This is a genomic window from Saccharopolyspora sp. NPDC002376 (assembly GCF_053593195.1).
Genome location: NZ_JBSFBZ010000014.1, coordinates 52,291 through 72,790, shown reverse-complemented (window position 1 = coordinate 72,790; position 20,500 = coordinate 52,291). Strand labels below are relative to the sequence as shown.

Here is a 20,500-nt window from a genome sequence, read left to right as displayed (position 1 = left end):
GAACAGCATGGAGTTCGTGCGCAGCGAAACCCGCGGTCCCGTCGCGTGGTTGACGATCGACCGGCCGAAGAAGCTGAACGCCTTGTCGGTCGAGGTGATGCAAGAGCTCATCGACGCGCTCGACGCGGCAGAACGCGACGATGCGGTGAAGGTCGTGGTCCTCACCGGCGGAGAACGCGCCTTCAGCGTCGGCTACGACATCGCCCAGGAAGTCGAGATGGGCGTCTCGACTGCGGAGCAGTGGCACGCCGGCCTGGCCAACAACATCGGTCTGACGATGAAGGTCTGGTCCCTGAACAAGCCCGTCATCGGCGCGATCTCCGGCTGGTGCCTCGCCGGTGGCTGCGAATTGGCCATGGCCTGCGATCTGCTCGTCGCCACCGAGGACGCCCAGTTCGGCGAACCCGAGATCCGGTTCGGTTCCGGCCCGGTCACCCTGCTCATGCCGTTCCTGCTCGGGCAGAAGGCCACCAACGAACTGCTCTACACCGGCGACGTCGTCGACGCTGCGCGTGCACAGGAGCTCGGCATGATCAACCGGGTGGTCGCGCCCGCCGAGCTCGAAGCGACCGTGGACCAGCTCGCGGCCAAGATCGCCCTGACCCCGCTGTCCATCCTGCGCTACACCAAGCGCGCCATCACTCGGGCGTACGAGGCGATGGGCCTGCGCGACGCGGTGGAGGCGAACCACGACATCGCTGCCGTCCTCAACTCCGCCGACACCGCCGAACGAGCCGAGTTCACCGAACTCGTCGCGACCAAGGGCCTCAGAGCAGCCCTGGCCTGGCGTGACGAGCGCTACTCCCAGGTGGACTGACCGGGAGCCCGGGGCCTCCTACGCTGTTCCCGTGACGACCGTCAGAAGTGCGCAGAACGACGAGTTCGACCCGCCGGCCGGGGGAGCGGTTCCGCCGCGGGCGTTGATCGTGACGCTCTACGGGCTGTACGCCCGGGAACGGGGCGGCTGGTTGTCCGTCGCCAGACTGGTGCGGCTGCTCGGCGATCTCGGCGTGGACGGACCGTCCGTGCGGTCGGCGGTCTCCCGGTTGAAGCGGCGGGGGCTGCTGGTCGCCGAGCGGTCCGGGGACGTCGCGGGTTATCGCCTGTCCGCCAGCGCTTCCGAAGTCCTGGCCGAGGGCGACGAGCGGATCTTCTCGCACCGGCGCGCGCGGGTCGAGGAGGGGTGGCTGATGGTCGCCTTCTCGGTCCCGGAGTCGGAACGGGAGAAGCGCCACCAGATCCGTTCCCTGCTGACCAGGCTCGGGCTGGGCACGGTGGCGCCGGGGCTGTGGATCTCCCCGGCGCACCTGGAAACAGCGGTGACCGCCGCGCTGGACAGGTCGGAACTGCGCGGTTACGCCGAGCTGTTCCGCTCCCGCCGGGTCGGGGGCTCGCCGCTCGGGGACGCGGTGGCGTCGTGGTGGGATCTCGGTGCGCTGCAGGAGCAGTATGCGACGTTCCTGGCGCAGTACGACCCGGTGCGGCGGCGGTGGGACGAGGGCGACGGCAGTCCGTTGCAGGCCTTCGCCGACTACGTCGCGATGGTGACGGTCTGGCGGCGTCTGCCGTACCTCGACCCGGGCCTGCCGTTGGAGCTGCTGCCCGAGGACTGGGTCGGCGTGCGGGCCGAGGAGCTGTTCGCGGACCTGCGCGCGCGACTCGCCGGCCCGGCCCGCGAACACGCAGTTCTGGTGCTCGACGGGACCGAACTCGGAGAGGACTGAGGACGAAATGCTCGGGGGATGCCGCTGTTCATCGGAACGGCGGCATCCCCCGAGCATGAGGTTCAGGACTGGATGGCGGCGACGGCTTCGATCTCGACGAGGGCTTCGGGCTGCCACAGCGCGGTGACCCCGACACCGGTCATCGCCGGGTAGGTGCGGCCGCACAGTTCCTTCCACACCTGCCCGATCTCGCGGCCGCGTGCTTGGTAGCCCGCGACATCGGTCAGGTAGATCCGCACGGACAGCAGGTTCTCGGGAGCCCCACCGGCCTTCCGCAGGGCGGTGACCACGTTGCTCAGGGCCCGGCGGAACTGGTCGACGATGTCGCCGTCGACGATCCGGCCGTCCGCGTCCAACGCCGTCTGCCCGGAGAGGTGGACCGTGTCGCCCCACCGCACCGCGTGCGTGAAGCCCGAGGGCTTGGCCAGTTCAGCCGGGTTGACGTGGTCGATCGATGACGTGGTCGTGGACATGCGGAGTTCCTCTCGCTGGATCGGCGAACGGGGATGGTCTGTCAGAGTCCGTCTTTGATCCTGGTTTTCGATCTTTTGCTTTGATGCGCCGCCAGGCGCATAGCCCACACTCGGCGCTGGCACTGCCGCGGGTTCTCAGACGTCGCCTGGCGAGGACGGCCCAACTGCCGTGTATTGGCCATCCACAAAGTTGGGCACCCGCAGTCCAGGCGGCGTCTGAGGTTCCGCTACCGGCACCGCCACGCAGAAGGAGTTCGATAACAGGTACTCAGACGGACAGATCAGTGAGGTGCTCGTAGCACAGGCCGAGATCGGTGATGGTGACGGCGACCGGCGCCAGCGCCGCCCGGAGGTTGGCGGCCGCGCACGGCGGGAGGTCGCGGGCCAGGGCATCTTGGATGGCGCGGTAGACGTCGAGGATCGCTTGCTCGTCGTCGGCGAGCGGCCGACCCAGCAGATCGGTTCCGCCGTGGCGGGGCGTGGTCATGCGCGTCTCCTCAGCTGGTGGGGCGCAGGTCGGTGAGCCGGCGGGCCTTGAGCTCGGGGCGCGGGAGCTCGCCCGGCGCAGCGCGTTCGAGCAGGAACCGCAGTCCTTCGTGCGCGTCGGCGAGGTCGATGCCGAGCTTGCCGGCGAGCAGTTCCCAGCGGGCGTCGTCCACCACCGGCGACGGTTCGACGAGCAGCCGGATCTCGTCGCGGTCGCCGCGGCGCTCGATGCGGATCTGGAACTCCTCGATCTCGGGGAACCGGCGCACGATCGACTCCACCGCTCCCGGGTAGACGTTGGTGCCCCGGACCAGCTTCATGTCGTCGGCGCGGCCGATGATCCCGCCCTCGTACAGGTCCCACGTCCGTCCGGACGAAGCGGCGGTGTGTGGCACCTTCACCACCAGGTCAGCCGTGCGGTAGCGCAGCAGCGGCGTGGTGCTGCGGCCGAAGGAGGTGCAGACCCGCTCGCCGCGCTCGCCGTAGGCGACCTCGCGGCCGGTCTCGGGGTCGATCACCTGCTCGATGAAGTGGTCTTCGATGATGTGCGAACCGCCGGGCTGCTCGTTCGGCTCGAACATGAAGATCGTCGAGACCTCGGTCATCCCGGCGGTGTCGTAGGCCTTGGCGCCCCAGCGCTGCTCGATCAGCGCCTTGGTCTCCTTGATCGCCCCGACCGGTTCGCCGGAGAGGATCACCGTGCGCACCGGCCCGCCCGGAAGGTCGATGCCGAGGGCTTCGGCCTCCTGGGCCAGCCGGAGCGCGTAGGTCGGGGTGGACGCCACGACGGTCGCGCCGAAGTCCTGGATCTGCTTGACCCGCTGCGCGGTGGTCTGCGCGCCGCCGGGGATGGTAAGCGCACCGAGCTTCTCCAAACCGTTGTGTAGGCCCCAGAACCCGATGAACGAGCCGTAGCCGAACGCGACGTAGCCGATGTCGTGCGGGCGCACTCCGGCGCCCCACAGCGCGTAGCACCACATCTCCGCGGCCCAGGACCAGTCCTTGCGCGAGTCCAGCGCGCGCAGCGGGGTCTTGCCGGAGGTCCCGCTGGTGGTGTGCATGCGGATCGCGTTCTCTGGGCCGGTGACCGGGAGATCGCCGTAGGGCGGGATGGCGTCCTGGCCGGCCATCCACTCGGCCCGGGTGAGGAAGGGGATCCGGTCGATGTCGGCCCAGGTGCGCAGCTGGTCGGGGTGGAATCCGGTTTCGGCGAACGTGCGCCGGTAGTGCGAGCTGCGGGCCTGGGCCCACTCCGCCACCCTGCGCAGCTTCGCCAGCTGCAGCGCCCGCAGGTCCTCGCGGGGCATCAGCTCGGTCTTGGGATTCCAGAAGAGTTGATCTGTCATCGCCAGCCCTCGTCCCGGTATCAACGCTAGCCACGAACATGTCGTGTCCGTAACGGCCGTAATGAGAGCATGATTCGCTGTGTGGGACAAGACTTTCTAGCTGGCTAGTTCTGTCGAGCCGTGTCGGGCGAATGCATGGATTGGTCCAGTGAAACAGTCGCTCTTGCGTCGGCTGGCGAGATTGTGGTTTCCTGTCGACCGTCATTAAAACGACATATCGCTGGAGTTGAGATGCGGCTCGGAACGGCTCGGATGGACGGCGCGACGCGCGCCGTCGTGTTCGCGGAGCGGCGCTTCGTGCCGCTTCCCTTCGGCGACGTCGGCGAGCTGCTGGCCCACCCGACCTGGCGCGACATCGCCGAAAGGGCTCTTGCCGACGTCCCAGGGGCGCCCGCTGACCTGGACATGGCCCCGGTGGTGACGCGTCCGTCGAAGGTCGTGTGCTGCGGGCACAACTACGCCGGGCACATCCGGGAGATGGGCCGTCCGGTCCCGCAGCACCCGACCCTGTTCACCAAGTTCGCCGACACCCTCACCGGGCCGTCCGACGTCGTGACCGTCCCGGACTGGGCAGCGGGCCTGGACTGGGAGGCCGAGCTCGCCGCCGTCGTCGGGGCACCGCTGCACCGGGCTACGCGCGCCGAGGCCGCCGCCGCGATCGCCGGGTGGACCGCCGCGAACGACCTGTCGGTGCGCAGCTGGCAGCGGCACACCGGGCAGTGGCTGCCCGGCAAGGCGTTCGACCGGACCACCCCGCTGGGGCCGGTGCTGGTCACCGCCGACGAGCTGGCCCCGGGCGCCGGGCTGGCGCTGACCTGCCGGGTGAACGGCGAGATCGTCCAGCGCGGCGACACGGCCGACCTCGTCTTCGACGCCGCCGCGCTGCTGTCCTACATCTCGTCCTTCACCTCGCTGGCCCCCGGTGACGTGGTGCTGACCGGCACCCCGGCCGGTGTCGGCGCCGCCGCGACCCCGCCGAGGTCTCTCGCCGACGGCGACCTGGTCGAGGTCGACCTCGAAGGCGTCGGCGTCCTGCGCACCCCGATCCGAATCGAAACCACGCCGCCGGGACGCGAATCCCGGCCCGTTCAGGGAGGTTCCGCATGAATGACGAGCTCGACCTCGATGCCGTCCCAGTGGTGACGCGGGCCGGTCAGGAGGACGCCGGTACTGGTCAGTCCGGCGGTGCAGTGCGGATCTCCGGCGTCTCGCCGCAGCACACCCCGGCGACGAAGATCTGGTTCGGCAAGGTCTCCAACGAGCCCGGCTACCGCTCGTTGCCGCACCACCACGGCGAGGCCGAGACCGGTGGCTACGTGCTCAAGGGCACCGGCCGGATCTGGTACGGCGAGGACTACTCCCAGTGGGTCGAGATGACCGAGGGCGACTTCGTCTTCGTCCCGCCGCACATGCCGCACGTCGAGGGCAACATGTCCACCACCGAGGAACTCGTGTGGTTGACCTGCCGGACACCGGACAACATCGTCGTGAACCTCCCCGAGGTCGACGATGCGATCCTCGAGGGGTACCGCCGCGCATGAGCACCGAACACGCTCCCATGCCCGAGGCGACCGCCCGCTCCACCGCCCCGCTGCTCAGCGCGCTCGATCTCGTTCCCGACGGCGAGGACGCGTTCCTGGGCCGCCACCAGATCATTCCGTCCGGCCGGGCCTACGGCGGTGAGATCGTCGCCCAGGCAGAGCGGGCCATGTCGTTGACCGTCGGCGAGGACCGCCGGGTGCACAGCCTGCACGGGTACTTCCTGCGCGCAGGCGACGTCAACGACAAGACCCGCTGGGAGGTGGAGCGGCTGCGCGACGGGCGCGGGTTCTCGCACCGCTCGGTCCGCGGCAGCCAGAACGGCAAGCTGATCTTCCAGGCCATGGCGTCGTTCCAGGTGCCGGTACCGGGCGTCGAGCACGCCGACGTGCTGCCGCCCGATGCCGGTGACCCTACCGAACTCCCCAGCACCGCTGACGTGCTGCAAGGCGAGGACACCAGGGACGCTGAATATTGGCGCTTCCACCGCAGTTTCGACATCCGGCACTCGCCTTCGGCGGTCTACACGCGACCGGACGGCGGCCGAGGACGTCGGCAGACGGTGTGGCTGAAGGCCTGGGAACGGCTGCCGGACGATCCGGCCGTGCACCGCAGCGCGCTGGCCTACGTCTGCGACTACACGCTGCTGGAACCGATCCTGCGCCATCACGGGGCGGCCTGGGCGGACGACGGTGTCGTCACGGCGAGCCTGGACCACGCGATGTGGTGGCACCACGACGGCCGGATGGACGAGTGGGTCGCCCTGGTGCAGGAATCTCCCATCGCCACCAGGGGAACCGGACTCGGCACCGCCCGGCTGTTCTCCTCCGACGGCCGGCTGCTGGCCTCGGTCGTCCAGGAGGGACTCGTTCGACTTCCGGAGGGGGAATCGTGACCGCGAAGAAGATCGTTTCCGTCGGCGGCGGGCCGGGCGGGTTGTTCTCGGCGATCCTGCTGAAGAAGTCCGACCCATCCCGCGAGATCACCGTCTACGAGCGCAACGCCGCGGACGACACCTTCGGCTTCGGTGTGGTGTTCTCCCAGGAAACGCTGGAGAACATCGAGGCCGCCGATCCGGAGTCGCTGGGCCGGATCGCCGCGGAGTTCCGGCACTGGTCGGCGATCGACGTCGACTTCCTCGGCAGTCGGGAGCGCAGCGGCGGACACGCTTTCGCCGCCCTGGAAAGGAAAAGGCTGCTGGGCATCCTCGGGGAGCGGGCGACCCAGCTCGGCGTCGACGTCCGCTACGCCACCGAGGCGCCACCGCTGGAACAGCTGCGCGCCGAGCACGACCTGGTGATCGCCGCGGACGGGGTGAACAGCCGGATCCGCACCGAGCTGGCCGACGAGTTCGGGCCGAGCGTGGACCGGCGCAGCGCGAAGTACGTCTGGTTCGCCACCACCCGGCCGTTCGACTGCTTCACATTCCAGTTCGTCGAGACCGAGTTCGGCATGTTCTGGGCGCACATCTACCCGTTCGACGGGCAGCGCTCGACGTTCATCGTGGAGACTGACGAGGACACCTGGCAGCGCGCCGGCCTGGACCGGTTCGCGGCGGTGCCGCGGAAACCGGGGGAGAACGACGAGGCCAGCATGCGGTTCTGCGAGCAGGTCTTCGCCGGCCTGCTCGACGGGCACGGCCTGATCGGCAACAACTCCGGCTGGCTGTCGTTCGGGGTCGTCTGCAACGAGCGCTGGGCGGCCGGCAACGTGGCGCTGGTCGGCGATGCCGCGCACACGGCGCACTTCTCCATCGGCTCGGGCACCAAGCTCGCCCTGGAGGACGCGATCGGGCTGGCCACCGCGGTGGACGGCGAGCCCGCCGTCGAGGCCGCGCTCAAGGTGTACCAGGAGGACCGCAAGCCAGTCGTCGCGTCGCTCCAGCGGTCGGCGCAGACCAGCCTGGAGTGGTTCGAAGGCGCCCGCCGCTACCGCCACCTGGAACCGGAGCAGTTCGCGTTCCAGCTGCTCACGCGGTCGCAGCGGGTCACCTACGACAACCTGAAGCTGCGCGATGCCGACTACGTCGGCCGGGTCGACGACTGGCTGGCCGAACGCACTCGCGCGCAGGGCGGCGAGGTCGCGACCGGCACGCCGCCGATGTTCCACCCGTACCGGCTGCGTGAGCTGGAGCTGCCGAACCGGATCGTCGTCTCGCCGATGGCGCAGTACTCGGCCACCGACGGCATGCCGGACGACTGGCACCTGGTGCATCTGGGCGGGCGCGCGCAGGGCGGTGCTGGGCTGGTGCTGACCGAGATGATCTGCACCTCCCCGGACGGGCGGATCACCCCCGGCTGCCCCGGCCTGTGGAACGACGCCCAGCGCGACGCCTGGGCGCGCGTCGTCGACTTCGCGCACACCCGCACCGGCGCCAAGATCGGCGCCCAGATCGGGCACGCGGGACGGAAGGGCTCGACGAAGGTCATGTGGGAAGGCATCGACGAACCGCTGCCGACGGGCGGCTGGGAGATCCTCGCCCCGTCGCCGATCCGCTACCGGCCGGACAGCCAGGTTCCCCGCGCTGCCACCGAGTCCGACCTGGATCGGATCATCGCCGACCACGTCGCAGCTGCGCGCCGCGCCGCTGAAGCCGGTTTCGACCTGCTGGAGCTGCACTTCGCGCACGGCTACCTGGTGTCAAGCTTCCTGTCCCCGCTGTCCAACCAGCGCGAGGACTCCTACGGCGGGAGCTTGGAGAACCGGGCACGGCTGGGTCTGCGCATCCTGGACGCGGTACGCGAGGTCTGGCCCGACGACCGGCCGATCAGCGTCCGGATCAGCGCGACCGACTGGGTCGACGGCGGATTCGACGGCGACGACGCGGTCGCGCTGGCCCCGATGCTCGCCGCGCGCGGAGCGGACATCATCGACGTCTCCACCGGCCAGACGAGCATCGACGCGAAACCGAAGCACGGGCGGCTCTACCAGACCCCGTTCGCCGACCGGATCCGCCAGGAGACCGGGATTCCGACGATCGCCGTCGGCGCGGTGTCCTCCGTGGAGGATGCGAACACGATCATCGCCAGCGGGCGCGCCGACTTGTGCGCGATCGCCCGCCCGCACCTGGTCGACCCGTACTGGACGCTCAACGCGGCGCTGGACCAGGACTACCGCGGGCACGCGATCCCGAGGCAGTACCGCTCTGGGCTCTCCGCCCGCCGCCGGGAGCAGCACCCGTGACCGAGCTGGTGCGATCCCACCGGGTGGCCTTCGCCGACACCGACGCCAGTGGCCGGATCCACTGGACGTCGGTGTTCCGGTGGGCCGAGCTCGCCGAACACGACCTGCTGCGCCGCAGTGGCGTGACCGACGTGAGCAGGTTCCCGCGACGGGCCACCGAGGCCGTCTACCACCAGGCGCTGGGCTTCGGCGACGAGATCGAGATCCGGCTCGCCGTGGAGCGGGTCGGGCGGACCTCGGTGACCTACGGCTGGCTCGTCCTGCGGGACGGCGAAACCTGCGTCGAGGGCAGGCACACCGTCGTCCACGTCGACGAAACCGGCCGCCCCGAGCCTTGGCCGGTGGACCTCAGCGCCGATTGACCACGGCGCCGCCGAGGAGCGTGTGGCTGGGCCGGAGCCCGTCCAAAGCCTCCTCAGCTGCCGTGCACGGGTTCTCGGGCCAGATGGTGAGGTCCGCGAGCCGTCTGGGGGCGAGCTGCCCGCGCAGGTCGCTCTCGCCGGTCAGCCGGGCCGCGGCCGTGGTGTGCAGGGCGATCGCTTCCTCGCGGGTGATGGCGTGTTCGGGACCGCGGACGCCGTCCACGGTCTGCCGCGTGGTCAGGCCGTACAGCGAGTGCGCCGCCCCGTACATGCCGACCGGATAGTCCGATCCGGCGGAGACGTCCGCCCCGGCGTCCAGCCACTCCCGCGCAGGAAATAGGTCGGAAACCCTTTCATCGCCCCAGTATTCGGCTTGAACAGCGGCGGCGTCGAACAGCAGCGGCTGCTGCACCGTCACCGGGATTCCCATGCTGACCGCCCTGCGCCGCTGCTCGTCGTCCGCGAGACCGCCGTGCTCCATGACCAGCGTCCCGTAGGGCAGCCCCGGCAGGTGTGCTTGCACCCTCTCGAACAGGTCGAGCAGCGTGCGCACCCCTCGATCGCCGTAGGCGTGGATGCCGACCCGCCAGCCGCGCCGCACCACCGCCTCCACGGCTTCCTGGAGCACCTGCTCGTCCCAGGCCAGCTGTCCGGTGTAGCCGGGAACGGGCGAGTGGGCCGGGCAGTACGGGTGTTCGAGGGCCCCGGATTCGATGCCGCCGTCCATCCAGAACTTCACGCCCCAGACGCTCAACCAGGAGTCGCTGCGGCGCCGCCATTCCTCCATCCCGTCCAGGACGTCCTCGACCTGACGCACGGACGTGAACCCCATCGTGGTCAGCAGAACCCGCACCCTGCAGCCCAGCTCCCCGGCGTCCCGCAGCTGCGCGAGCGCGTCCAGATCGGCCAGCGAGGAGTTGGTGTCGCGCACCACGCCGATGCCGGTGGCGGCGTAGTCGTGGGAGGCGATGCGCAGCCCGTCGAGCTTCCGTGCCCGATCGGGCGCGGGAAGGTGCGGCTGGATCAGGGCGAGCCCGTCGATCATATGGCCGGTGGGGCGTCCGTCGCCGTCCCGCGCGATGCTCCCGCCTTCGGGATCGGGCGTGGTGTCATCGATGTCGCACAGCCGGAGGGCGTGCCGGTTGAGGACCTGGTTGTGCACACCGCGCAACACCAGCACCGGGTGCCGGTCGGTGGCCTGGTCCAGTTCGTCGGCGGTGGGGAAGCGGCGCTCGGCCAGGTTTAGCTCCTGCCAGTGCCCACTGGTGCGAATCCATTGCCCGGCAGGGGTTTTCGCCGCGTGATTTCGGATGAGGTCCAAGAGCTCGGCGATCGACCGCGCGCCGTCCACGGCCACGTCGTGGGCGCTGTCGCCTGCCGAGATCAGATGCGTGTGGGTGTCGTCGAAGGCCGGCAACACGGTGGAATCCGGCAGATCCAGCACCGTCGTGCCGGGGCCCACCAGCCCGTCGAGACCGGCCGGATCTGCCGACAGCGCGACGATCCGCTCGCCACGCACTGCCAATGCGCGTTGCGGTCCTTCATCGGCGACGAGCGTGCGGATGTTGGCGCATCGGATTAGCAGGTCAGCAGGCTGCGTGTTCATCGATTTCCTCTCAGCTCCGGTGCTCGGACATCTTTTCATCCTCGAGCAGAACGGTCATCGCGCGAGTTCCGCCACGTCGCAGCAAACGGCCGACTCGCTGAGCGGATGGTTCCGCTCGGCGAGTCGGCCGGGGTCGACCCTGGTTCTTTGGCCCAGTCAGCGTGCGCTGGGGTTTACGACGTGGGTCGCGAAGCGGTTTGGAAGGTTTCCTGGGCTGCGTTGAAGGAATCCGGGGCGACTCCGAACGGACCGCTGAACGGGTGGAGCAGTTCGAACGACATGTAGACGGTGGAGCCGAGGGTGACCGCGAGCAACCCCATCGCCGCGACGTTGGCCGGGCGCATGCTCAGGCCGATCAGCAGCGGGAAGACGATCATCAGCGCTGCGCCGAGGACGCTGGCCACCAGCAGCACGACGTTGAAGCTCTGGTCGTCGGTCGCGATGGCCACCCGCTGCTGGCGGTTCTCGGTGATCTGCAGCTCGTCTGTCTCGTGTGGACGGTCTCCCTGGTCAACACCTACAACCGCCTTGCTGTCACTGTGGTTCCCTGCTGACCTGTTCTTGGCGTTCTGCTGCGGGTGTTGTCCGGTCCGCCAGCTCGTTGATGATCAGTAGCAGGACGGCGAGTGCGATCGGTGTGACTTGGGAGAGAACCTGGAGTTGCACTGCGTTGCCGGTCGCACCGAGGTGCTGGTGGTAGAGCAGGTGCGGAACGTTGAAGACGAGCGAGGCGGCCAGAACCACGCGAACCAACGGGCGCCGCATCGACACTGCGGCATATCCCAGCACCGCGAACTGGAGTCCGATCAGCCCGAAGTCGCGCGTCATGTGTTCGTTGAAGGGCGGGAACCCGGTCAGCCACGCGAGCTCCGGCGTGGGGAAGCCGAGGTGGAACGACAGCGGGGAGAGCGCGGCCCACAGCGGGGGGGATGCCTTCGCCGAGCGTGAGCAGCACCAAGCCGATCCGCAGGAGCAGTCGCACGTGTCCTCCTCGCAGCAACCGGCCGGGATCCAGCACTCTGGTTCCCGGCCGGTCGTCTCGTGTGCCTTCTCTGGCGGCGATCCGCTCGAACGCGCCTCAGCTCTCTGCGTTCGAATCCATGATCTCCTCGCCAGGCTATCGGCATTCTTTCCGGTGACTACAACGATTCACTCAGATGTGCGAACTTGCTTCGTTCTGCCGGCTTCAGCGGAATCCACTGTGGACTAGCCCGGCGGTGGTACGGGGTCAACCAGTGCCCGAACTGGGCGGCTACGCAAGTGCCCTGCCCGAGCGCGGCCAGTTTTAGGCCTGGTCCCAACGGTCCCGTGTGCTGGGCCGTCCGCGCGGTATCACCACCGTGCAAGCGGCAGTGACGTCGGATTCGGCAAGATCGCCGGAAATGACTGCGGCAAGCGCCGAAACCGGCACCGCCGCTTGAGTATTCGCGTTCGTCTCAGTCCAGTTCTTCGTACGCTGCGACGGCTTCCCAGCGGGCGCCGAGTGCGTTGAGAAGTGTTGCGATGTCGGCGTTGCGGGGAATGTCCTTGCCGGCCAGCAGCGCCTCGTCCAGTTGGCGGGCTCGGTGGTTCACCTCGGTGAGCACCGCTTCGCCTTCTTCGGTGAGGGACAGCAGCTTGCGCCGGGCGTCGCGCGGGGATTCGACGCGCTGGATGAGGCCTCGTCGTTCGAGCCTGCGGCACAGGTCGGCCATTGTCGAGGTGTCCAGCGCGGCGGCGTCGGCCAGCGAGCTCTGGTCGCTGCCCGGGTAGGCGCGGACGGCGGAGAGAACGGCGAACTGCGGGCCGGTCAGCACCGAGTCGACGTGCCGGTTCCAGGCGGCGAGGTAGGCCTGGTACAGCCGGCGGGCGCCGTAGCCGGGCGCGGCCAGCAGGTCGGAGGGTGGTGCCGGAGCGACTGCTGACGTCTCTGCGGCACGTCGGTCCGCGCGCGCTGGCTCCCCCATTGCGTTCCTCCCGGTTGCAGCTCGCGCACCTGGGTCAGGTGCGCATTAATAATACGTACCCGGATGGTTGCGCTCGGTGCCGGGCTGGTTCGGGCGGGGTGGAATCGGAGTCGCGCTGGTGCGGTCCGAGCTGTTGGGGTGCGGACTCGTCCGGTTTGATCAACTCCGTGCTGTGCAAGGGAATCGTCTTGCTCGCCATGTCCTCTGGTCGACGATCGGTGGGACCTTTTCTTGCGCGGGGGTGTCTGTCGGCGCTCAGCGTTCGCTCGCGCGTTCGGTGTTCCCAGATTCCGCGAAATAGACTCTTGCGTACTCGGATAATACGTGCTCGGATTATATCCGGAGGTGGTCAACGATGGATCAGAACCTGTTCAACGACATCTGCTTGCAGCAACTGCGTCTGTCCGGCGTGCACGAGGGGGAGACGGTCGTCGTGCTCACCCGCGGCGGGGAGCGTGCGGAGTATGCCGACGCGTTCCTGTGGGCCGCTCAACAGCTGGGAGCTGCGGCGTTCCACATGCGGTTGCCCTCGCCGGCGAGCGCCTCGGGAGCGTGGGCCGTGGGCGACTCCGGCCTCGGGAACATCCCCAAGGCCGTGGACGCGCTCAAGGGCGTCGACATGGTCGTGGACTGCACCTTCTTGCTGTTCAGCAAGGAGCAGTTCGCCATCCAGGACGCCGGGGTCCGGATCCTGACCGCCGTCGAGCCGCCGGAGCTGCTCGCCCGGCTGATGCCGACGAAGGAGCTGCGCGAGCGGGTGGAGATCGGCGCAGAGCTGCTGGCCAAGGCGAGCACGATGCGGATCACCAGCCCGGCCGGCACCGATGTCACCTACAGGCTCGGCATGTACCCGACGTTGTCGGAGTACGGCTACACCGACACCCCGGGGCGGTGGGACCACTGGCCGGCCGCGTTCGTGTTCACCGGCGGAGCCGATGACGGTGTCGACGGGAAGATCGTGCTCGCGCCGGGCGACGTGCTCCTGCCGTTCAACACCTACGTGCAGACCCCGGTGGAGATCACCATCGAGGAGGGGTTCATCCGGGACATCCGCGGCGGCGCCGGGTCGTCCGGGCTGGACGCGGACCTGCTGCGCTCCTACATCGAGAGCTTCGACGACCCGCGCGGCTACGGGATGAGCCACGTTGGCTGGGGCCTCGATGAGCGGGCCCACTGGCACGGCCTGACCCAGTTCCCCGGCGGGATGGGCATGGAGCTGCGCAGCTTCTACGGCAACGTGATGTTCTCCATCGGGCCGAACAACGAGCTGGGCGGCCCGAACGACACCGCCTGCCACTTCGACATCCCGATGCGCGGCAACTCGCTGTACCTGGACGACGAGCTGATCGTCGACGCGGGCGAGCTGACCGTTGCCGAGATGCGCCCGGTCGGCCGCCGATGAACGCGAACGCGGCGGTGCGCGAGCACCACATCGGAATGATCGTGCCCAGCTCGAACCTGACCATGGAGACCGAGCTGCCCCGGATGCTGCACGCTCGGGAGGAGGTCGAACCGGGGGACCGGTTCATCTTCCACTCGGCGCGGGCGCGGATGCAGCACGTGACCCCGGAGCAGTTGCGGGCGATGAACGCTCAGGCCGAGCGGGCGGCGGCGGAACTCGCCGACGCTCGCCCGGCGGTCGTGGCCACCGCCTGTCTGGTGGCGATCATGGCGCAGGGGCCGGGGTACCACTGCACGGCGGAGGACGACATCACCCGTGCGCTGCGCGCCGAGGGGGCTGATGCCCCGGTCATTTCCAGCGCTGGCGCACTGCTGTCCGGGATCGACGCGTTGGGCGCGCGCAAGGTAGCGATTCTGACGCCGTACATGAAGCCGCTGACGAAGGCGGTGGCGGACTACATCGAGGACGCCGGGGTCGAGGTGGTGGACGCGCTCTCCCTGGAGGTGCCGGACAACCTCGCCGTGGCACGGCTGGATCCGGCCGATCTGCGCGAGCACTACCGCAAGCTCGACCTGTCCAACGCCGACGCCCTGGTCCTGTCGGCCTGCGTGCAGATGCCGTCCCTGCCCTCGATCCAGCCGGTGGAGGACGAGGTGGGGATCCCGGTGCTCTCGGCCGCGACCGCCACCACCTTCCGGATCTTGTCCGAACTCGGACTCGAAACCCGAGTGCCCGGCGCGGGCAAGCTGCTCAGCGGGGCGGTTGACAGCGCCGGAGCGCCGACTCGCTCGGCTTGACGTTCCAGCGCGTGGCCGGGACCGTCCGCAGCGGCCGGGCGTCCCGGCTCCTCGGCCTGCGCTGAACAACTCACCCGGTGCGAGCTCGTGTTCGATCGTTCGCATCCGAGGTCGTCGGCGTCATCTTCGCGTCGGCCAGAACTGCGTTGAGCGGAAACCGCTTTCATACAAAACCTTTTCAAACAAAACCTTGCACATCCGGATAGTACGTGTTCGGATCATCTGAATCCGACGCGGGTTCCGGCGAGGACGAGGAGGCCAGCGTGGCTGCGAGCCAGTCGTTCGAAGTCGTTGTTGTCGGTGCCGGTTTGGGAGGCCTGTGCGCCGCGCTGTCGCTGCGGCAGCGGGGCCTGCGGGTCACAGTGGTCGAGGCGGCGGCGCAGTTGGGAGAGATCGGCGCGGGAATCCAGACCGCGCCCAACGCCAGCCGGATCCTCATCGGGCTGGGGCTTCGCGCTGAGCTCGAGCGCGTGCGCACCGAACCCCAGGACCAGGTTCGCCGTCGCTGGGCCGACGGGAGCATCATCGCCCAGCTGCCGCTCGGGCAGCGGGTGATCGACCAGTACGGGGCGCCCTACTGGCACTACCACCGCGCCGACCTGCACGGCGTCCTGCTCGAGGCGTGCTTGGATCCGACGGGCCCCGGCCCGGTGGTCGAGGTCGCCACCTCGGCGCAGGTGGTCGAGCTCGATCGCACCGATCCGGTGTGCCCGGCGGTGCTGACCGCTGATGGCCGTCGGTTCGCCGGGGACCTCGTGATCGGGGCGGACGGCATCCGGTCCGCGGTGCGGGACCTGGCGGGGTTCGACGACACCCTCGAGTTCTCCGGGGAGATGGCCTATCGCGCGCTGATCCCCGGCGACCTGGTGGCCGCCGACCCGGCGACCCGGTTCCTCGTGGACCGCTTCCACTCCACGATCTGGTACGGCCCGGACAAGCACCTGGTGCACTACATGATCCGCGGCGGTCAGTACCTCAACGTCGTCGCGATCGTCCCGTGCACCGAAGAGATCGCCCGGGACTGGAGCGGCCCGGCGACCGCGGCGCAGCTCGCCGCGGAGTACGAGGGATGGGACGAGCGCGTTCCGGCCGTGCTGGCCAAGGCGAAGGACGAGGACGTGTCGGTGTGGGCGATGTACCGCCGGCGCCGCGACCCGGTCTGGGTCGACGGGCGGGTCGCCCTGCTCGGCGATGCCTGCCACGCGATGTTGCCCTACCAGGCGCAAGGCGCTTCCCAGGCGATGGAGGACGCGGCCGTGCTCGCGGAGGAGCTCGGCAGGGTGACCCGCGACGGGATCGAGACGGCCCTGGTCCGCTACGTCGATCGACGGGCGAAGCACGCGGGCATGGTTCAGGACGCGTCCCTGCAGAACATGAGCTTCTACCACCTGCCCGATGGCCCGGAGCAGTGTGAGCGCGACGAGAAGCTGCGTCGCTTCGACGGTGAGTCAGACGTTTCCTACGACTGGCTTTGGAATGGCAGCCCGCTCACGGATCCGGACACCGAATCCATCCAATACCAGTTCGCACGCTGACGCGCGACGCCGACGCGACATCACAACGGAGTGACTCATGCGTACCGGAGACCAAGTCGTCCAGGACCTGCCCTGGAGATGGAGTGTGCAAGGCAAGATCTTCCTGATCGGCGGACTGGGCTACATGTTCGATGCCTGGGACGTCGCGCTGAACGGCTTCCTCACCCCGCTGGTGGGGACCGAGTTCGGGCTGTCGCCGGGCCAGAAGGGACTGGTGGCCACCGCCAACCTGATCGGCATGGCGGTCGGGGCGGTGGCCTGGGGGACGGTGGCCGATCGCATCGGCCGCAAGCGGGCTTTCAGCATCACGTTGCTGCTCTTCGCGCTGTTCTCCGCGGTCGGGGCGCTCTCGCCGAGCCTGGAGATCTTCCTGCTCCTGCGCTTCCTCGCCGGAGTCGGGCTCGGAGGGTGCATTCCGGTCGACTACGCGATCGTCAGCGAATTCTCGCCCCGCCGCCAACGCGGGCGGGTGCTGTCGGCGATGGACGGCTGGTGGCCGGTGGGGACCACGCTGGCGGGTGTCTCGGCGACGTTGCTCGTCCCGGTGCATGGGAACTGGCGCTGGATGCTGGTGCTGATGATCCTGCCGGCGCTGCTGCTGATCTGGGTGCGACGCGGTGTTCCGGAGTCTCCGCTGTACCTGGTCCGCAAGGGCCGTGAGGAGGAAGCTCGCGCGGTCATCGACGATCTCGTCCGTCGCACCGGTGCGACGCCGGAGCCCTACGTGATTCCGGCGGCGGTCGTGGAGGACACCCGCGGTGGGGCGATGGCGGCGGCGTTCGACCAGCTGCGCCGGGTTTGGGCCTTCAACCCGCGGATCACGGCGGTTTCGTGGGTGTTGTTCACCAGCGTGATGCTGGTCTACTACGCCGCGCTGAGCTGGATGCCGTCGATTCTGAAGGCGGAGGGCTTCGGCGAGATCGCGGCCTTCGCTTCGACCGCGCTGATGAACGCGGTGGGCATCGTCGGTGTCGCACTGGCGGTGCTCGTCGTCGACAGGGTGGGCCGCAAGCGGGTCATCGCGACCGCGGGGCCGATCATGTCGGTGATGCTGGTGGTGTTTTCGTTGCTCCTGGGAACGCCTTCCTTGGCGGTCGTGGCGATCGGTGCCTTCGGTCTGTTCGCCCTGGTGGTCATCCCGGTCATGTACGCCTACGTCTCCGAGCTCTACCCGACGGAGCTGCGCGCCTCGGGCTTCGGCTGGGCGTCGTCGTCGAGCCGCGCCGTCACCGGCTTCGCCCCGCTGCTGTTCGGCAGCGTGCTGTGGCCGGTGCTGGGCCTGCCGCTGACCTTCACAGTGCTCGGCGCGCTCGTGCTGGTCGCGGTCGTGTTCATGATGGTCGCGGCACCGGAGACCCGAGGTCGCGAACTCGACCGCATCACCGATCCCGGCGCCGAGCAGGCGGTTGTGAAAACCACTGCGACGACGGAGACTTCCGCGCGCTGAAAGCGAGATCCGCAGGTGTCGAACAACGGACGAGGAGGTTGACCGCGTGAAGCCCGCTGCGTTCAGCTACTACCGGGCGCATGACGTCGCCGATGCCGTCGGCCTGCTCGGCGAACTCGCCGCGGCGGGCCAGGAGCCGAAGCTCATCGCCGGCGGCCAGAGCTTGATTCCGATGATGAACTTCCGGCTCGCCCGGCCGACGGTCCTGGTCGACCTGGGGCCGTTGCGCCGCGATCCGGCGATGAGTTCGATCCGGCGCGACGGCTCAGAACTCCGGATCGGGGCGCTGAGCACCCATCGTGCGGTCGAGACCTCCGGTCGGGCCTTGGGCCCGGAGTTCGACGTGATCTCCCGGGCCATGCGGTGGGTGGGCCACCTGCCGATCCGCTCCCGTGGCACCGTCGCGGGCAGCATCGTGCACGGAGACGCCACCGCCGAGTGGTGCCTGCTCGCCCTGCTGCTCGACGCGATGATCGTCGCCGAAGGCCCGAACGGACGACGGGAGATCCCAGCCGCGGAGATGTTCTACGGGTTCTACGCCACGGCCGTCGAACCCGACGAAGTCGTCGTGGAAGTGCGCTTCACCCGCCCGGCACCTCGGGCCGCACTCACCGAGTTCGCCCGCCGCCACGGGGATTTCGCGACCGTCGACGCGGCGGTCGTGCTCGACGCTGACCCCACCGCCGAAGCGGGTCCGCTGACCGGCGGTCGGGTCGTCCTCGGTGGCGTGGCCCCGGCGCCCATCCGGGTTCCCGAGGCCGAGGCCGTCCTGGCCGGCGGCGTCCCCGGGCCGGATCTGTTCGCCGCGTGCGGCGAGGCGGCCGCCACGGCCATCGATCCACCCGACGACGCGGCCGGTACCAGCGCCTACCGCCGTCGGCTCACCCGGACGCTCGTCGCCCAGGCCCTGCACGAGGCGTGGGAGGCGTCGACTAGTGACTGTTTATCTGTCTAGAGTGGACTACTCTTGTCTGTATGGGGAGTGTTTGCCGGATTTCCGAGTTCGCTCGGCGGGTCGGTCGGTCATCATCGACGGTCCGTCGCTGGGGGAACGAAGGGCGCATCGCTCCGAAGCGGACCGTGACTGGGCAGTGGTACTTCGCCGAGGGCGATGTACGCGCTGCACTCGGAATCGCAGCTCGCGGCGACCGGGTTACGGTCGTGTACTGCCGCGTGTCCTCGCCCGGTCAGAAAGACGGCCTCGCCTCGCGAGTGAGCGCGATGGACGAGCTGACCGGTGGTGGCCGGTGAAGGTCACCCGCATCGCCTACTCCAAGAACCTCAACGCAGGGAAGTACGCGGCGCTCGAAGAGCAAGCGAGGCGTCTGGGACGCGTACGGGCCATGGTGTGGGCCCGATACGGGTCACCGTTGCGGGACGGTGTCAAAGACCGCAAGATCCGCGATGCGTGGATGGCTGACGGCACCGCGGATAGCTTCGGTGTGCTCGCCAACGCGTGGAAAGAGACCGTGCGGGACGCGGTAGCCGACATCGCCGCGTATCGCGAAGCGGGAAAGGTCAAGGTCCGTAAAGCGGTGCACCGCCGTTACCGGGAAGAGTCCCAGCGTAAGAAGGCGTACATGGCACTGAAACGCGGCCGGTGGCAAGACGATTCTTTTCTGGCTCGCCAGATGCGGCAGCACGTCAAGCACGGCGTGAGCTGCACAGCGAATCAGATCGTGGTCCGGTCCGACCAGTACAACACCTGGACCATGTCCGGCGGTGACGTGTGGATCGACATCCCTGGCCTGGAACGCAGGCAGAAGATCGCGATTCCGCTGAATACGCCCTTTGCCCCGTCCGGGACGCTTCGGCTGATCCTGCGTGCCGGCTATGTCGAGGTGCACTACGCCATCGACGCCCCTGACCTGCTCGAGACCAGGCCATGCGGCGCGGGAAAACTGGGTGTGGATAAGGGCTACACCGAAGTGCTCACCGATTCCGATGGTGTCCATCACGGGCAGGAGCTAGGTGCGCTTCTTCGCGCCGAGTCTGACTTCATCAAGGTCAAGAACGCTCGCCGGGCGAAGATCCGCTCGGTGGCCGAGAAGGCCCGGAAATCCGGTAATCTGGCGAAGGCTGACCGCATCGTGCGAAACAACCTTGGCCATGCCAAGAGAAACCGGCGCAGGTCCCGGTTCAAGTCATGTGTGCGGTCGGTGACGTTCACTGCTGTTCATGCGGTGGTCGACAAAGCCTCCCATGTAGTAACCGAGGATCTGACCCGGTCTTTCGTCTCCCGGCGCAAGCTGGGAAAGAACACTAACCGTCGCCTCGCCGCCTGGACCAAAGGCGTTACGGCAGAGGCGCTGAGTAGCGTGGCGGAGCGCAGAGGTTCTGCGCTGACGCTGGTCAACGCGGCTTACAGCTCACAAGTCGTCCCCTGCTGCCAGATCATTGGTCGGCGTTGCGGGGACAGGCTTCACTGCACCCGGTGTGGGGAGCTGTGGCAAGCAGACCACGCGGCTGCGATCAACATCCTGGAACGAGACGGTGATCCCGCCATCACCATCTGGACCCCGTTTGACCGGGTGAAAGAGCTCATCCAGGAACGTGACCGCCTCCGGACCAGACTGCCGGTCCAGGACTCCAGCGCACCAGCGCGGAGAGCGAATTATCCGATCCCAGCAGCAATGCTCAAGGAATAGGAAGCA

General features: G+C 68.6%; 21 protein-coding genes. 14 read left to right on the top strand and 7 right to left on the bottom strand.

From position 1 onward, the window contains the following. The first annotated feature begins 7 nt into the window (after positions 1-7). Both ACWCO2_RS12495 and ACWCO2_RS12490 read left to right on the top strand, forming a co-directional pair. Positions 8-817: an enoyl-CoA hydratase/isomerase family protein gene (locus ACWCO2_RS12495; protein WP_450127837.1), complete on the top strand. Its 810-nt coding sequence runs from the start codon at positions 8-10 to the stop codon at positions 815-817. Between the two features lie 31 nt (positions 818-848). Next, positions 849-1,724 (top strand): PaaX family transcriptional regulator, encoded by an 876-nt coding sequence (locus ACWCO2_RS12490; RefSeq protein WP_450127836.1) that lies wholly within the window; start codon positions 849-851, stop codon positions 1,722-1,724. A gap of 62 nt (positions 1,725-1,786) precedes the next feature. Here the strand turns inward: ACWCO2_RS12490 and ACWCO2_RS12485 are convergent, their stop codons facing one another. From ACWCO2_RS12485 to ACWCO2_RS12475, 3 genes are all read right to left on the bottom strand, one after another. After that, a complete protein-coding gene (locus ACWCO2_RS12485) occupies positions 1,787-2,197 on the bottom strand; it encodes a RidA family protein (protein ID WP_450127835.1) in 411 nt (136 codons plus the stop codon). 268 nt (positions 2,198-2,465) lie between these two features. Then, positions 2,466-2,684 carry a hypothetical protein gene (locus ACWCO2_RS12480; protein WP_450127834.1) on the bottom strand — a complete coding sequence of 73 codons (219 nt, stop codon included), beginning with the start codon at positions 2,682-2,684 and terminating at the stop codon, positions 2,466-2,468. 10 nt (positions 2,685-2,694) lie between these two features. Then, positions 2,695-4,029, bottom strand: coding sequence for a phenylacetate--CoA ligase family protein (locus ACWCO2_RS12475; protein WP_450127833.1), 1,335 nt, complete (start codon positions 4,027-4,029; stop codon positions 2,695-2,697). Positions 4,030-4,260: 231 nt separating this feature from the next. Here ACWCO2_RS12475 and ACWCO2_RS12470 point away from each other — a divergent pair, with 231 nt between their 5' ends. From ACWCO2_RS12470 to ACWCO2_RS12450, 5 genes are read left to right on the top strand one after another with little or no spacing between them, the layout of a single operon-like run. Next, entirely contained in the window at positions 4,261-5,136 is an 876-nt protein-coding gene (locus ACWCO2_RS12470; RefSeq protein ID WP_450127832.1) for a fumarylacetoacetate hydrolase family protein, read from the top strand. Then, the gene (locus tag ACWCO2_RS12465; protein WP_450127831.1) at positions 5,133-5,570 is read left to right on the top strand and encodes a cupin domain-containing protein; all 438 of its coding nucleotides are present in this window, start codon (positions 5,133-5,135) and stop codon (positions 5,568-5,570) included. The genes ACWCO2_RS12470 and ACWCO2_RS12465 overlap by 4 nt, the downstream gene beginning before the upstream one ends. Next, positions 5,567-6,463 (top strand): acyl-CoA thioesterase, encoded by an 897-nt coding sequence (locus ACWCO2_RS12460; RefSeq protein WP_450127830.1) that lies wholly within the window; start codon positions 5,567-5,569, stop codon positions 6,461-6,463. The genes ACWCO2_RS12465 and ACWCO2_RS12460 overlap by 4 nt, the downstream gene beginning before the upstream one ends. Further along, positions 6,460-8,751: a bifunctional salicylyl-CoA 5-hydroxylase/oxidoreductase gene (locus ACWCO2_RS12455; protein ID WP_450127829.1), complete on the top strand. Its 2,292-nt coding sequence runs from the start codon at positions 6,460-6,462 to the stop codon at positions 8,749-8,751. Before ACWCO2_RS12460 ends, ACWCO2_RS12455 begins: the two co-directional genes overlap by 4 nt. After that, positions 8,748-9,113, top strand: a complete 366-nt coding sequence (locus ACWCO2_RS12450; protein WP_450127828.1) for an acyl-CoA thioesterase — start codon at positions 8,748-8,750, stop codon at positions 9,111-9,113. The genes ACWCO2_RS12455 and ACWCO2_RS12450 overlap by 4 nt, the downstream gene beginning before the upstream one ends. On the opposite strand, the gene ACWCO2_RS12445 is transcribed toward ACWCO2_RS12450, so the two are convergent. The 4 genes from ACWCO2_RS12445 to ACWCO2_RS12430 all read right to left on the bottom strand — a co-directional run bounded on the left by ACWCO2_RS12445 (position 9,100) and on the right by ACWCO2_RS12430 (position 12,665). Next, positions 9,100-10,719 (bottom strand): amidohydrolase, encoded by a 1,620-nt coding sequence (locus tag ACWCO2_RS12445; RefSeq protein ID WP_450127827.1) that lies wholly within the window; start codon positions 10,717-10,719, stop codon positions 9,100-9,102. The genes ACWCO2_RS12450 and ACWCO2_RS12445 overlap by 14 nt on opposite strands. A 173-nt stretch (positions 10,720-10,892) precedes the next feature. After that, positions 10,893-11,192 carry a bestrophin-like domain gene (locus ACWCO2_RS12440; RefSeq protein ID WP_450127885.1) on the bottom strand — a complete coding sequence of 100 codons (300 nt, stop codon included), beginning with the start codon at positions 11,190-11,192 and terminating at the stop codon, positions 10,893-10,895. A gap of 61 nt (positions 11,193-11,253) precedes the next feature. Beyond that, complete coding sequence (locus tag ACWCO2_RS12435) at positions 11,254-11,547, bottom strand: hypothetical protein (protein ID WP_450127826.1); 294 nt, start codon at positions 11,545-11,547, stop codon at positions 11,254-11,256. 608 nt (positions 11,548-12,155) lie between these two features. Beyond that, complete coding sequence (locus ACWCO2_RS12430; RefSeq protein ID WP_450127825.1) at positions 12,156-12,665, bottom strand: MarR family winged helix-turn-helix transcriptional regulator; 510 nt, start codon at positions 12,663-12,665, stop codon at positions 12,156-12,158. A 355-nt stretch (positions 12,666-13,020) separates the two neighbouring features. Here ACWCO2_RS12430 and ACWCO2_RS12425 point away from each other — a divergent pair, with 355 nt between their 5' ends. From ACWCO2_RS12425 to ACWCO2_RS12395, 7 genes are all read left to right on the top strand, one after another. Beyond that, positions 13,021-14,067 carry a leucyl aminopeptidase gene (locus ACWCO2_RS12425; protein WP_450127824.1) on the top strand — a complete coding sequence of 349 codons (1,047 nt, stop codon included), beginning with the start codon at positions 13,021-13,023 and terminating at the stop codon, positions 14,065-14,067. Positions 14,068-14,081: 14 nt separating this feature from the next. Continuing rightward, entirely contained in the window at positions 14,082-14,864 is a 783-nt protein-coding gene (locus tag ACWCO2_RS12420) for a maleate cis-trans isomerase family protein (protein WP_450127884.1), read from the top strand. 263 nt (positions 14,865-15,127) lie between these two features. After that, positions 15,128-16,399 carry an FAD-dependent monooxygenase gene (locus ACWCO2_RS12415; protein ID WP_450127883.1) on the top strand — a complete coding sequence of 424 codons (1,272 nt, stop codon included), beginning with the start codon at positions 15,128-15,130 and terminating at the stop codon, positions 16,397-16,399. A gap of 37 nt (positions 16,400-16,436) precedes the next feature. Further along, positions 16,437-17,846, top strand: coding sequence for an MFS transporter (locus ACWCO2_RS12410; RefSeq protein WP_450127823.1), 1,410 nt, complete (start codon positions 16,437-16,439; stop codon positions 17,844-17,846). 46 nt (positions 17,847-17,892) lie between these two features. Next, positions 17,893-18,801, top strand: coding sequence for an FAD binding domain-containing protein (locus tag ACWCO2_RS12405; RefSeq protein ID WP_450127822.1), 909 nt, complete (start codon positions 17,893-17,895; stop codon positions 18,799-18,801). A gap of 20 nt (positions 18,802-18,821) precedes the next feature. Next, entirely contained in the window at positions 18,822-19,097 is a 276-nt protein-coding gene (locus tag ACWCO2_RS12400; protein WP_450127821.1) for a MerR family transcriptional regulator, read from the top strand. Beyond that, entirely contained in the window at positions 19,094-20,494 is a 1,401-nt protein-coding gene (locus ACWCO2_RS12395; RefSeq protein WP_450127820.1) for a zinc ribbon domain-containing protein, read from the top strand. The genes ACWCO2_RS12400 and ACWCO2_RS12395 overlap by 4 nt, the downstream gene beginning before the upstream one ends. Positions 20,495-20,500 lie beyond the last annotated feature (6 nt).